This is a genomic window from Caldisphaera sp. (assembly GCF_023256325.1).
In the GTDB taxonomy this organism is placed as follows: Archaea; Thermoproteota; Thermoprotei_A; order Sulfolobales; family Acidilobaceae; genus Caldisphaera.
The window spans coordinates 109,907-123,054 of sequence record NZ_JAGDXI010000006.1 but is presented as its reverse complement, the minus strand read 5'-3'; the positions used below and the strand labels follow the sequence as shown (position 1 = coordinate 123,054).

Sequence of the window (13,148 nt, the reverse complement as noted above, 5' to 3'; positions counted from 1 at the left end):
AAATTTTCACCCAACGCTTCCTAATTCGCTAAATTCTAGCCCAATAACTCTAGTCAATATACTTACAGTCTCTAATGGAAGGCTCTTCAAAACGTCCCTTATAAAACCATTAACAATTAATGCCTTAGCCTCTCCTTCTCTAATACCTCTAGAAGCCATATAGAATAATTGATCTTCGCCAAGCCTACCGACCGTTGCTTCATGTGATACTATTGCTGTTGGCTCATCAACCTCATTTCTTGGTAACGTATATGCCTGACTTTTTTCATCTAATATTAAACTATCACATTGCACGTGAGAAAAACTTCTCTCAGCTCCTTTCAATACCTTTACTAGTCCCCTATATGTTGCTATCCCTCCATTTGAGCTTATACTTTTTGATATAATCATACTTTTAGTATCTGGAGCAGCATGAATTGCTTTAGAGCCTACATCTTTTATATAAGGACCGTTTGAAATGCCTATAGAAATGTTTTTTGTTGAAGCGCCTCTTCCTCTTAACACCGTACTAGGATAAGTATAGGTCATTTTACTTCCAATGCTACCTTCTACCCATTCCACATGAGCATTTTCTTCTGCTATAGCTCTCTTATTATTAAAATTGATTATGCTTCTGCTCCAATTTTGTAGAGTTGAAAAATATACCTGAGAATTTTTACCAGCATAAATTTCTACCATTCCATCATGAAAACTATAATTTCTTAATACTGGAGCAGCACAACCTTCTATAAAGTGTATATAACTTGTTCCAAAAGAACTGTTGTCATCTGCTACAAGTAATGTATGTTCAAATTGCCCTTCCATGTCCCCTCCTATTATAAAAAATGCTTCAACTGGGTTCACTATCTTTGTGTTTTTGGGTACGTAAACAAAAGCTCCCCCGCTCCATAATGCGTAATGAAGTGCAGCAAACTTATGGTCTGCCATAGGAAATTCTTTACCAAAGTATTCCTTGACTAGATCAGGGTATTTTTGTACTGCTTCATCCATAGGCATGAATATTACATTTTTCTGTTTAAGTTCATCCTTAAGTCTGCTAATAATATTTTCGCTATCGAAAACTGCTGTTAATCCTGATAAAACCTTTGCTTCAGTTTCTGGTAAGCCTATCCTAGAATACATATCTCTCATCCAATCAGGTAATTGATCCCAATTTTCCGCAACTTCTACTTTAGGCTTAACGTATTGGGCGAATTCCTCTAAATCTATGCTTTCTACTCCTGCTATCCAATTTGGCATTGGGAGTTTTTCAAATAACTCCAATGCTTTTAATCTAAGATTTAGCATCCATTGAGGTTCTTTTTTAGACTTTGAAATCTCTTCTATTATATCTTTCGTTATCTTTCCTTTTATTTCAATGTCTTTAGGATATGGAACTGATTTGCCTAATATATCTTCTATACCTTTATTCTCTACTATTTCTTTTAATTCCTTATCCTTTGCTAATTCTATTGGAGAACCCATTTATTGCACCCCTTCATAATCTTTATATCCGTATTCTTCAACCTTTTTAATTAACTCAATGCCGCCTTCGTCCACAATTTTTCCCTTAGACATTATCATAACTTTATCAGGTGAAACAAACTTTGTGATTTCTGCATGATGGGTAATTATTAAAATTCCTTTTCCTGCAGATCTTAAACTATCTATAGTTTCTCCTATAAGTTTTATGCCATCAACATCTAATCCGCTATCAGGCTCATCTAAAATTATATATTTTGGATCCATAGTTAATATTTGTAACATTTCTGACCTCTTTTTCTCTCCACCACTAAAACCTACATTTACTTCTCTTTCTAAAAATGAGGGTTGAAGTCCTAATTCTCTTGCTTTGTTTCTTGCCCAAATAATTAATTTTGGATCTATCGATGAAATATCAAAACTCGAGCCGCTTTTCTTCATTTGAATAGCATTTAGTAACATTGATAATCTTAATCCAGGTATTTCAACTGGATTTTGGAATGCTAGCCCTAATCCCATTAAAGCTCTCTGATATGTTGGATAGTCAGTAATATCATTATTATCTAAAATTATTTTTCCTTTGTTAATTTGATATTTTGGATGTCCTAACAATGCAAAAGCAAGAGTTGTTTTACCACTACCGTTGGGTCCCATCAAAATTAGAACTTCTCCTCTTTCAAGCTTAATAGTCATGTTATTTAATATCTGCTTATCCCCAATTGTTACGTTTAAATCTATTGTCTCTAATGGCATATCTTTTACCCACCTACTTTAACAGGTGTTAAAGTTAATAAATTAAAATATAGAGCTTTTCAATTCAAATTTATTATATTTAATAAAAAGTTGTATATTTCTCTACTGCATTTAATAGCTCTTTCGGCATCATCTTTATTAGCATATTCAAGTATTTCTGATCCAGGAATCTCATCTGCACAATATGTATCACAATGACTAATTTCTAAATTTTTTAAACTATCTAAATAATCTATGCAATATTTTATCGAATTTAGATTTAAAAAACGATTAATTTGTTTATATAATTCTCTTAGAGTATTATTTTTTGTCTCTAAGTTTAAATAATCAGCTAACTTTTTTAGTGAAATTATTGCAGATACTCTTGACTCATAGCAAGAAATACCAAATTCCTTATTAATTAAATGATTCTCTGCAGACCTTATGAGCCTAAGCGATTCATTTATTTGATTCAATGTTTTTCCCTTTAAGTATTGGAATTCCTGGATTAACTAATATATTTATATCAGTAATCAAATTTATGGTTTTTTCATCTAATCCCAAATCCTTGGCTACATCTTCTAATCTTTCTCCGTTTTTAATTCTTTCATATAGGCTTTTTGCTTTTTCATATCCTATTAAGGGAGAAAATATTGTTATTAAGGATGGACTACTGAAAGCAAGCATCTTCATTCTTTCTCTCAATGGTTTAATGCTTGGTAAAACGACTTCTGTAAGCTTTTTCAATGACTCACTTAATAACAAAGATTGAAGTGATATATTATAAATCACTGATGGATTACCCATATTTAGCTCGAATTCTCCTAATAAAGATATGTAAGAATTTGCATTGTCTAATCCTAATATCTCAGAAGATGCCTGCATAATAGCTTCTACAGTTACTGGATTTATTTTTCCAGGCATTATACTGCTTCCTGCTAAGTTAATCTCCATATCGATTTCTCCTATAGCTGTGTTAGGTCCCGAAAACATCAATCTTATATCATTACCTATTTTCCATAAGTCTATAGCAATTTTCTTATATACGGAGCTTAGTAGTATTAAATCGCTTAGTAGCTTCATTGGCCTCATTAAAGACTTTGAAGATTTTATATCTATATTCAGAAATTCTTTAAGATTTTTTATCGCTATTTCTTTGAATCTTTCATGACTATTAATACCTGTTCCAACAGCAGTACCGCCTAGTGGTATTTCTAATATTTGGTTAATGGCATATTCCAGATCTTGCTTATCTTTAATGAATTCTTCATAATAGGCATAAAACTCTTGACCCAATGTAACAGGCAAAGCATCTCTCAAATGAGTTCTGCCAGGTTTTATAAAATCCTTGTATTTTTCAGAGAATTCATATAGCATATTTAATAATTTTGCTAAGCTTGATAAAACATCTTTAGCTTCTAAATAAGATGCTATTCTTATTGCTGACGGTATAACATCATTACTACTTTGAGACATATTTACATGATCGTTTGGATGTACATTTTTATTTATTAGTTTAGAGGCATGTCTAGATATTATATCATTAATATTCATATTAATTCCTGTACCAGATCCCGTTTGAAATACATCAACTTTTATTTCATCTGTAAACTCTCCATTTGCAAGCATTAAAGATATTTTTACTATTGCATCAGCAATCTCGCTATCTAACAATTTTAGTTCTTTATTTGCTATAGCAGCAGAGGCCTTTATTAACGATATTGACTTTATTAAACTAAACGGAAATTTAAGTCCAGTCTTTAGATAATATTTTTCTGCTTCTTCTTCATATGACAACGTGTCTCACCATGTTATGATTTTAAGAATAAAGTTAATATCTATCTATATATTAAATTAAAAAACATTTTTAATATAAGACATGGTAGATAATTAGTAGCAATAAATAAAAAGATTTTCATATCAAATTATCTTGTTATAAAACATACATAATCATACATAATAAAAACTATAGATAACAAAATTATGATCGATTCTGGAAAACCCTTTAAAATACAGTAATTCAGGCACATAAAATTGATTTAATCATACATTTTACACCATTTAACTTATTTTAATATATTTAAGGGAAAAATAATTTTATCTTGATATACTATGTATTAATAAATGTTTATTACTTTCATCAATAAATATATATTATGAATATATAGAGAATAATAATATTTGGTGGTTATCGTGAGTAAAGGGGTAAAAATAATTTTAACTGCAGAAGGGGCAACAGCGAGCGAGACCCTTGGTTCTACCGTTGCCGGGTTTATTAGTGCATTACCCGATAACTACATGCCTCCATTTATTTCAAGTTTTTATTTTAAAGTAGAAAATAAAAAGGGAATTGCAAAAAAGGCTCCATATGGTCTTTCAAAAGTAGAAGCGGCTTTGCTAGATTTTGGTATTCCAAGAGAAGATATAGTAATAGCTAGCCCGTATGAACTTGATAGATTTATAGGTGATAATACAAGAATATTGGGAATATATGTTATGGATCCCTTAGGTCTAAGCTTCGGCAGCGGAATAACATATTGGATATTAAAGCTTGCAAATTTGCCTTATAAGGGTATTCCATATATATCAAGATCTTTTCTAAATATATTAATAAATAAAACCTTACTAAAACATAGAAAACACATAAAAATTTTAGTTGGAGGTCCTGCAACGTGGCAATTAACAGATACCGGATATAATAAAAAATTAGGCATAGATGTTGTATATGAAGGAGAATTTGAGTCGATAGGACCTAGAGTAGTATTTGATTTAATCAATGGGGCCAATGTCCCAAGTATAGTTTATGGTGGTCCTGCACCTCTAGATAAAATTCCTATAATTAGAACTCCAGCTAATGGAGGTCTTGTTGAAGTAACAAGGGGATGCGGTAGAGGGTGTAGTTTTTGTACTCCTACACTTAGCGGTATGATAAAATCATTGCCATTTGAAGGTCATATAGAAAAGGAAATTAAGATTAACATAGAAAAAGGTGGATCCAAGGATATTACTTTACACAGTGAAGAATTTTTTAGATATGGAGCTAAAGGTATAGATCCTGATCCAGAAAAAGTTTTAAATCTTGTCAAAAAATCCTATAAATTAGTTAAATCCTATGGAGATGATTATACTATATCAACGGATTTTACAACGGCGGCAGTTGTATTAGAATCTCCTAAAATGGTTCAAGAGGTAGGTGAATATATAAACGAAGGTGGAAGATGGACTTATATTGAGATGGGTATAGAAACTGGTTCTCCAAGATTGTTAAAGAAATTAATGCCAGGAAAAGTTTTACCATTTAAACCTGAAAATTATCAAGAAGTAGTAGAACAAGGAATAGGAATACTTAATGATAATCGTTGGATTGTTGTTGGTACCATTATATTAAATTTGCCTGGCGAAAAAGATGATGATATACTTAAAGATTTGGAACTTTTAGACAAATTAAAGAAATTAAGAGTTATTACATTTCCATTACCTTTCATACCAATGGGTGCTTTAAGGCATAGGGACTTTACAATATTAGATAAATTGCTAGAAAACCCATTAAGAGGAGAATTTATTAGAGAAGCATTAATAAAGGCTTTATCAGAGTCTAAGAGGAGCTTAAATTTAGCTGTTGACAAGATGTATAATCCTATAATTAAATCTCTTATATTGAATATAGGCAATTACATTATGGACTTTGTTATAAATAGATATAAAAATTATAGCACAACTTATATAGAAAAAACAAAAGAAATGACAGAAAGTGAAGAAACATTTAACAAAAACCTAATTGAAAGTATAACTTAATTTTTAATTAAAAAACAAAATGAAGGTTCAAAACTAGATAAATTTAAAATGAATCAAACAAAATGATATAATATAGTAAACAGAGAGCATTTGGTGATTATGATGAATATAAATGAATTTTATTTAGCTCAGATTAGTGATGTAATGAAGTTAATGTACAATAGAAATTTAGTTCAAGTTAGGGGTGGAAATGCTAGCCTTATAGATAGAAACAGCAAATTAGTCTATATAAGCCCTACAGGTGTTCCAAGACATAAGATATCTAATAATGATGTTGCTGTTATAGATTTTGATGGAAAGGCAATTATAGGCTTACCAAGTAGTGAATGGAGAATGCACTTATCAATTTATAAAAATGTTGAAGACGCTAAAGCAGTTGTTCATGCACATCCACGATATCTACTTGCATTAATTAAAAAAGGCATGAAGCTGGATTTGAATTACTTAACAGAAACGTCTTTAAGAATAAAATGTTTACAAGAAATTCCACTTATAGCCCCTGGATCAGAAGAATTAGCCAATGCTGTAGGAGAAGCCGCTAAAATGGGATGTAACGCGATTATATTAGATAATCATGGAATAGTTTCATATTCGAATGAATCAATATATCATGCATTAGAAATTATTGAGGCTGTTGAAGATTTATCACTAATCCAATTGCAAGGATCTTGAAAAACTAGCCTCCAGGCGTTCCATGATACATAGCATCATTCCATATTTGTTGCCATATATCTTCTTCTGTTAAAGTAATATTCTTTATTAATAAATTATAAATATCAGATAACATTGCATGATGAAGTTTTTCATCTCTAAGTAACATGTCTATTAAAAACTTTAATGGTTTATCGTTTTTTATTGCATCGTTTTTTAGTAGTTCATTAAGTTCATTTATAGATTCTTTTTCCATTTCTATATGTTTCTTCATATCATCTAAAACCATTTTGGATTCAGTTTCTGTAATAAGCTGAGGATTTTCAATTATTAATGCCATAGTTTCATATATTTTTGAATGCTTAATAGAATCTTGTGCTACAGCGTCCATAATTAATCTAACTATAGGATTTACAGAATTATTACTTGTATTTTTTATTTTCTCAGAATATTCTATCTCTCTTTTGGCTTCTTTTTTAAAATAGGAAACCAATTTCCTTCTATCTTCAAATTTGTAAGATGACATAGCTATCCCTGTTATTTTTAGTTAGGTTTAAGTTTAAAAATAAATCATATGATTTTATAAATACAATTATGCTTATCTAGTAATTATGGTTATGATCTTTTTCAAAAATAGGAGAGTTTTCTTGCTATCTCAAAATTTCACAATTTATGTGAGGTATTATGTATTATGATATTGTATTTTTAAATTAAAAAATTAGGTTTCACGTTATAATTGAAGAGAACACTCTTCGATCATAATTTAAACAAAATACAAAACTTTGGAGTTAATGAGGTAATATTATATAAGATTTGCACATAAAGAAAAAAAATTAAGATACGTTTAATCAACGATAAGAAACTTAAAATGGAAATAAATTTTCAGGTTAATATTTTAAATAGTGTGAGAAGATGAAGCCAAAAGCTAAAGCAACTAGATTGGAAAACGAACTAGCTAATTTATTTTGGCAAAATGGTTATGCTGTTGTTAGAGGTCCATCAAGCGGAGGAGGGGTTTCTAAAAGATATCAACCTGATTTGGTTGCTATAAAGGATGGAAGAATTTTAGTAATAGAAGTAAAAAGTAAGAGAAATGATTCGCCTCTTTATATTGATTCCTCTCAAATTTTAAATTTAATGGAATTTTCGAAAAGATCTTTAGGTATACCCATTATTGCTTTTAAATCATCAAGAAAGGAATGGAGATTTCATTTTATAGATAATTTAGAAAGTAAAGGAAACAGCTTTAAACTTGAGAATCCAGGAGAAGGTCTTAGGTTTAGAGATTTGGAAGAAGCGCTATTTAAAAAACATAAGGATATGGAAGAATTTTTAAAAAATAAGTAACAAATTTTTAGATTTTAAATCTTTTAAATGGTAAAAATTTTTAGATTTTAAATAACATATGTTCATAACATTTTATTTTAAAGATTTATGTATTTATTAAAACAATTATAAAATGGGTCTGAATTATGACCAGTAAGATAGAATGTGAGGTTGAGGAAACTCCATTAGGGAAATTCTTAACTCCTCCACAACAAGGTTATTATATAAGAGTACCAAAAGGATTAGTTGATGTTATCACTGACACAACTAATGTGAGCGGAGTAGATCCAAAAGGTACAAGCACCATATATAGAGGGTATACAATTGATGATATAGGAGAACATGCCGATTTCTATGAAGCGGCACATTTAATACTATATGGTCACTTACCTAATGAAAGTGAATATAAAGAAATAAAGAATAAAATTGATACGTATAGAGGACAGATCCCTGAAAAAATATTTGATGCATTAAAATATGTGCCTGCAACGCATCCTATGTATTATGCCCAAGTTGCAGTAAGTATGATGGGTCAATACTTTGCTCCAGAATGGAAGTTTGAAAGAGATTTATTATATGATCATGCATTAAGGTTAATAGCCGCAATGCCAGTTTTCTTTGCTGCTGGATGGCACTTATCTAGGGATGGTCAATTATATAGACCTGATCCGAGTTTGCCTCATGGTAAAGATGCCTTAAGAATGATATTAGGTAGAATGCCATCGGATTTGGAGGCAAGAGCATTTGAGAGCACTTTAGTGTTATATATGGATCACGGATTTAATGCGAGCACATTTACTGTAAGAGTAGTTGCTAGCACTTTAACAGATATATACAGCGCTATAGCAGCAGGTATTGGTGCACTAAAAGGCCCATTACATGGAGGTGCAAACGAACAAGCGATGGCAATGTTCTTAGACGCTTTAGCTAAGGCTAAGGCTAAAGGGGTTTCATTAGATCAATACATAGAAGAATATATAAAAGATAAGCTTGCTAAAAAAGAATTAATCATGGGATTTGGACACAGAGTTTACAAGGTACATGACCCAAGAACAGACGTTGCAGGGAAATTCGTTAAACAATTGAAAGACGGAGAAATGTGGTTAAACGTTCTTAAAAAGTCTGAAGAAGTCATGAAGAAAGAAAAGAACTTACCTGCAAATATAGACTTATACACAGGTGTACTTTACTATCAACTTGGTATTCCAATACCTATGTACACACCAATATTTGCAATGGGTAGAATTGTTGGTTGGTCAGCTCATTACATAGAACAGGTTGGTGAAGGAGACACGAAGAAAAACAAGATAATGAGGCCAACAGAAGATTATAAAGGGCCAGTAGGACTTAAGTACGTTCCTATGTCAGAAAGAAAGTAAATTATTTTTTTATTTTTTTATTTTTTTATGCTTTTTCCATTGCATTTATACTAACTAGCATTCCTATTACAAATAGAGTTATTGATATGACTATAAGAATTATCCAGCTCAATAAATAATTGCTTATAGGTGTACCTACTAAATTATATCTAACTATGTCTGCGGCATAAGTTATTGGGTTAAATTTGGCTACTTCTTGTAACCAACTAGGCATTTGTTTTAATGGAAATAGCGCGCTTGACGCAAACATTAATGGCAAATTAATTAAGTTTACTATAGCAAACATAATTTCAACATTATCAACATTAAATGCTATTGCTGCAAAGATGCTTACAAACCCTATAGCAACAAATATTATTGCAATACCAGCTAATAATATGTTTACTACTGTTAATCCTGGCTTGAATTTAATCCCTAGTCCCCAAGCTATTAATATTAATACGGTCTCATAAAATAATATTCTGATTAGAGTTCCAAACACCTTTGATAAAAATATACCTGATCTTGGCGTTGGAGTCATTAATAATCTATTTAAGTAGCCTAACCTCTTTTCGAAAACTAGGTTTGTTCCGCCAAAAACACTTTGGAAAAATCCAAATACAACTAACATTCCGCTTGCGAGATAGGTAAAGTAACTTGTTGTACCGAACAAGTTTAACAGTTGTTGGTCAACATATTTAGAAATTAAAGATGAGTATTGTGGGGGTATATTTGTTGGGGCAAACATCTGAGCAAAGTTAAGACTCTTTCCAAATAAGCCTAACCAGAACAATGGAGTTATTAAAGACACTACAAATGTACCCCTTCTACTTAACCACTTTTTAAGTTCCCTAATAGTCAATGTATAAACTTCCTGAATCATCTTCTAGCACCCCTTGTAACTCTCATATATTTAAATCTATCAAATCCTCCCTCTTCTTCCCTAAGCTCTCTACCTGTTAACTCTAAAAACACTTCTTCTAAATTTGGTTTCACCACTTTAAGCTCAACAACATCGTAGCCTGATAATATCTTAATAAGTTGCGGAAGTAATTCACTTGATGATTCAGTTTTAACTAAAATTTGATTATCTATTTTTATTGCTGAATTAGGGATTATATCATTGATTTTATTAATAATCTCATTCAATTGATCATTTTCTTTAACTAATATATAAATTCTATCGCCTTTTATTTTAGCTTTGAGTTCATCAGGAGTTCCTATAGCTATAATTTTTCCATGATCTATTATTGCTACCCTATCTGATAATGCCTCAGCCTCTTCCATATAGTGGGTTGTAAGCAAAACAGTTGTTCCATTTTTCTTAAGCTCTCTAACGAGTTCCCAAATATGCCTTCTTGATTGCACATCAAGACCTACAGTGGGTTCATCTAAAAATATAACAGATGGATTATGCACTATACTCATAGCTATTTCTAATCTCCTTCTCATACCTCCGCTATATTCTCTTACCCTTCTAAAAGCGCTGTCCCACAAATCCATAAACTTTAAAGCCCATTCTGATCTATCTTCTGCTTCTTTACCCTTATAGCCAAAAAGCTTAGCCATAATCAATACATTTTCATAACCGCTTAATTCATCATCTGCAGTTAAATCTTGAGGAGAAACTCCAATAATTTTTCTAACATAATACTTTTGTTTAACTATGCTATATCCTAATATATAAGCATCACCTTCTGTAGGTCTTTTTATTGTTGATAGCATTCCAATTGTTGTAGTTTTACCTGCTCCATTAGGGCCCAATAAAGAAAATATTTCACCCTTATTGATTGTAAAGTTGATATGATCTACAGCAACAAAGTTTCCATACTTTTTGGTTAAATCTTTGACTTCAATAGCAGTTTCCATTTGTTTCACCCGGATTAATGTATATAAAAATAATATATAAATATTGCTATATATTAGAAAAGTATATATAAATAATTTATCATATAGTTAATTTTATCCAGAAAACAAAACAAATATTGATGAAAAATGGAATATAATAAAAAACAAACTCATATAGCAATTGGTAACATAAATATAGATTTTATATCAATAATTGAAGAAGAATTAAAACCGGACTTTAATGTTGTTGCAAAAGATGTATGGATAGGTTTAGGCGGAGCTGCCACAAACTACGCTATAGCAGTATCTAGATTAAATCATAAAGCCAAACTTATAGCGAGAACTGGAGAAGATATAGTCAAATATGGATTTTTAGATAAATTAAAAGAAGAGGGCGTAGACGTTTCATCTGTCGAAATTTCAAAAGAAAAACCGGGTATGGTAATGATAATAGTTAATAGCAAGAAATCAACAAGAACAATGATTACAGCAAGAAATGCTAACAAAGGGTTAAGATTAAGCAATGAAAAAATTGATGGAGACCACATACATTTTTCTAGTGTTGACCCAGATTTAATTAAATATGCCAAATATGCGAATAAAACAAAAACAATTAGCTATGACCCTGGTGGAGAAGCATGCTATAATAAAGAAAAAATTATTAACAACATAAAATATATCAACTGGTTATTAATAAATGAAAATGAGTTCTCATGCTTAGATTTAGATGTTAATAAGTTGTTTAAAAACTATGGGTTAGAATTTATAGCTATAAAGAAAGGATCAAAAGGAGCGGAAATTATAAACAAAAACAAAAAAATTTTAGGTAAAATAGAGACTACAATAAATCAGATTGATCCAACTGGTGCAGGAGATGCCTTTAATGCATCCTTTAACATTTTTTATAAAAGCACAGGTGATATTAATGAGGCATTAAAATATGCCATATCGGCTGGATCTGCTAAAGTAGAAAAGTTGGGAAGCAGTAACATGCCTTATTTAGATGAAATTGAATCTAAGCTAAAATTTGTTGAAATTTTGCATTATTAACTATTTTTTCTATAAGACTTTCGGCTTCGCTTAGATGTTTTTGACCTATCCTTAAATGGCCTCCTATATCTATTAAAACGTCTTCTCCAGCTAAGAGGCTTTCTATTATTGCGTTTTCATTATATATATTTTTTATATAATCTAATGTTCCTTTATAATAATTCATCGCTGGTGGTCTAGACGTATCATAAACAACAATTTCAGCTTTATTGTTTTCCTTTATTATATTTGGAGGTAAACCGGCTAAAGCCCTTATCTTTTCGCTTTTTTCATAAACATTTTCTATTTTTGATAAATTATAACTTCTCTTGCCTAATAATGTTAAGTAATCATTAGAATCCTCACTAATTCCTTTTCCATCACAACCATAGCCGCTAACTTCTATTTTTCCACTGAGGCTTGGTGGTACTGATATATTATCCATACAAGATGGCGCAGCTATGCCAAAGAATCCTCCTAATTTATCTTGAAGATCAATGATATACGAAACGTCTATAGACTCAGCAAATATTGTTGTAACTCCATGCATGTTTAGCTCATAAATGCTTGGCAAAGATAAAGTAAACAAGTCCTTTTTACTAAGCATCTTGTACAATTCTATTCTTTTGTTCATCTTTAAATTAAAAAATCTGATTAAGAAGGTTGATATATCTGCTATAGCTGTTAGAGACGGAGCAATAATCCTACCTTTTCCTCCTAAAACTAAAGAAGGTTCACTTATTTCATCAGGAACTGGCTGAATTCCAACTTCTTTTATTTTACCATCTTCAATGAAAACGTAGCCATCTCTTATCAATTCTTTTCCTGTGAATATTGATGACCCAGTTATTAGCATTGAAACCATTTTTTCACCTATAAGTTAATTAATTTAAAGAAAGTATAAATATGTTAATAAAAATCTTATGCATTAATAGTGCGAATCCTTTT

Annotated in this window: 13 protein-coding genes; 5 read left to right on the top strand and 8 right to left on the bottom strand. The window is 30.8% G+C overall.

Features of this window, described 5'->3' with window-relative positions; genetic code table 11:
- Positions 1 to 6: 6 nt before the first annotated feature.
- Genes sufB through Q0C16_RS00845 form a run of 4 tightly spaced genes read right to left on the bottom strand, consistent with a single transcriptional unit; the run spans position 7 to position 3,990 of the window.
- Complete coding sequence (gene sufB, locus Q0C16_RS00860; protein ID WP_292319148.1) at positions 7 to 1,464, bottom strand: Fe-S cluster assembly protein SufB; 1,458 nt, start codon at positions 1,462 to 1,464, stop codon at positions 7 to 9.
- On the bottom strand, positions 1,465 to 2,214 hold the full coding sequence (sufC, locus tag Q0C16_RS00855; protein WP_292319147.1) for a Fe-S cluster assembly ATPase SufC: 750 nt from the start codon (positions 2,212 to 2,214) through the stop codon (positions 1,465 to 1,467).
- A gap of 59 nt (positions 2,215 to 2,273) precedes the next feature.
- Entirely contained in the window at positions 2,274 to 2,669 is a 396-nt protein-coding gene (locus Q0C16_RS00850; RefSeq protein ID WP_292319146.1) for a HEPN domain-containing protein, read from the bottom strand.
- Complete coding sequence (locus Q0C16_RS00845; RefSeq protein WP_292319145.1) at positions 2,653 to 3,990, bottom strand: lyase family protein; 1,338 nt, start codon at positions 3,988 to 3,990, stop codon at positions 2,653 to 2,655. The genes Q0C16_RS00850 and Q0C16_RS00845 overlap by 17 nt, the downstream gene beginning before the upstream one ends.
- Before the next feature lie 396 nt (positions 3,991 to 4,386).
- On the opposite strand from Q0C16_RS00845, the gene Q0C16_RS00840 reads away from it, so the two are divergent.
- Together Q0C16_RS00840 and Q0C16_RS00835 are read left to right on the top strand one after the other, a co-directional pair.
- Entirely contained in the window at positions 4,387 to 5,988 is a 1,602-nt protein-coding gene (locus Q0C16_RS00840; protein ID WP_292319144.1) for a radical SAM protein, read from the top strand.
- Positions 5,989 to 6,090: 102 nt separating this feature from the next.
- Positions 6,091 to 6,660 (top strand): class II aldolase/adducin family protein, encoded by a 570-nt coding sequence (locus tag Q0C16_RS00835; protein WP_292319143.1) that lies wholly within the window; start codon positions 6,091 to 6,093, stop codon positions 6,658 to 6,660.
- A gap of 4 nt (positions 6,661 to 6,664) precedes the next feature.
- Here the strand turns inward: Q0C16_RS00835 and Q0C16_RS00830 are convergent, their stop codons facing one another.
- Positions 6,665 to 7,165 (bottom strand): hypothetical protein, encoded by a 501-nt coding sequence (locus Q0C16_RS00830; protein WP_292319142.1) that lies wholly within the window; start codon positions 7,163 to 7,165, stop codon positions 6,665 to 6,667.
- Positions 7,166 to 7,551: 386 nt separating this feature from the next.
- Between Q0C16_RS00830 and hjc the strand changes: the two genes are divergently transcribed.
- Both hjc and Q0C16_RS00820 read left to right on the top strand, forming a co-directional pair.
- Positions 7,552 to 7,986 (top strand): Holliday junction resolvase Hjc, encoded by a 435-nt coding sequence (gene hjc / locus Q0C16_RS00825; protein WP_292319141.1) that lies wholly within the window; start codon positions 7,552 to 7,554, stop codon positions 7,984 to 7,986.
- Positions 7,987 to 8,111: 125 nt separating this feature from the next.
- The gene (locus Q0C16_RS00820; RefSeq protein WP_292319140.1) at positions 8,112 to 9,344 is read left to right on the top strand and encodes a citrate/2-methylcitrate synthase; all 1,233 of its coding nucleotides are present in this window, start codon (positions 8,112 to 8,114) and stop codon (positions 9,342 to 9,344) included.
- Between the two features lie 25 nt (positions 9,345 to 9,369).
- Here the strand turns inward: Q0C16_RS00820 and Q0C16_RS00815 are convergent, their stop codons facing one another.
- Positions 9,370 to 10,206 carry an ABC transporter permease gene (locus Q0C16_RS00815; RefSeq protein ID WP_292319139.1) on the bottom strand — a complete coding sequence of 279 codons (837 nt, stop codon included), beginning with the start codon at positions 10,204 to 10,206 and terminating at the stop codon, positions 9,370 to 9,372.
- Positions 10,203 to 11,192, bottom strand: coding sequence for an ATP-binding cassette domain-containing protein (locus Q0C16_RS00810; RefSeq protein WP_292319138.1), 990 nt, complete (start codon positions 11,190 to 11,192; stop codon positions 10,203 to 10,205). The genes Q0C16_RS00815 and Q0C16_RS00810 overlap by 4 nt, the downstream gene beginning before the upstream one ends.
- 126 nt (positions 11,193 to 11,318) lie before the next feature.
- Here Q0C16_RS00810 and Q0C16_RS00805 point away from each other — a divergent pair, with 126 nt between their 5' ends.
- On the top strand, positions 11,319 to 12,221 hold the full coding sequence (locus Q0C16_RS00805) for a PfkB family carbohydrate kinase (protein WP_292319137.1): 903 nt from the start codon (positions 11,319 to 11,321) through the stop codon (positions 12,219 to 12,221).
- Here Q0C16_RS00805 and Q0C16_RS00800 read toward each other — a convergent pair.
- Positions 12,187 to 13,065: a hypothetical protein gene (locus tag Q0C16_RS00800; protein WP_292319136.1), complete on the bottom strand. Its 879-nt coding sequence runs from the start codon at positions 13,063 to 13,065 to the stop codon at positions 12,187 to 12,189. The genes Q0C16_RS00805 and Q0C16_RS00800 overlap by 35 nt on opposite strands.
- Between the last annotated feature and the right edge of the window lie 83 nt (positions 13,066 to 13,148).

Coding starts and splice junctions, on each gene's coding strand:
- Q0C16_RS00810 (WP_292319138.1), bottom strand. CDS start 11,192: ATGGAAACTGCTATTGAAGTCAAAGATTTAACCAAAAAGTATGGAAAC.
- sufC (WP_292319147.1), bottom strand. CDS start 2,214: ATGCCATTAGAGACAATAGATTTAAACGTAACAATTGGGGATAAGCAG.
- hjc (WP_292319141.1), top strand. CDS start 7,552: ATGAAGCCAAAAGCTAAAGCAACTAGATTGGAAAACGAACTAGCTAAT.
- Q0C16_RS00805 (WP_292319137.1), top strand. CDS start 11,319: ATGGAATATAATAAAAAACAAACTCATATAGCAATTGGTAACATAAAT.
- Q0C16_RS00815 (WP_292319139.1), bottom strand. CDS start 10,206: ATGATTCAGGAAGTTTATACATTGACTATTAGGGAACTTAAAAAGTGG.
- Q0C16_RS00835 (WP_292319143.1), top strand. CDS start 6,091: ATGAATATAAATGAATTTTATTTAGCTCAGATTAGTGATGTAATGAAG.
- Q0C16_RS00800 (WP_292319136.1), bottom strand. CDS start 13,065: ATGGTTTCAATGCTAATAACTGGGTCATCAATATTCACAGGAAAAGAA.
- sufB (WP_292319148.1), bottom strand. CDS start 1,464: ATGGGTTCTCCAATAGAATTAGCAAAGGATAAGGAATTAAAAGAAATA.
- Q0C16_RS00830 (WP_292319142.1), bottom strand. CDS start 7,165: ATGTCATCTTACAAATTTGAAGATAGAAGGAAATTGGTTTCCTATTTT.
- Q0C16_RS00820 (WP_292319140.1), top strand. CDS start 8,112: ATGACCAGTAAGATAGAATGTGAGGTTGAGGAAACTCCATTAGGGAAA.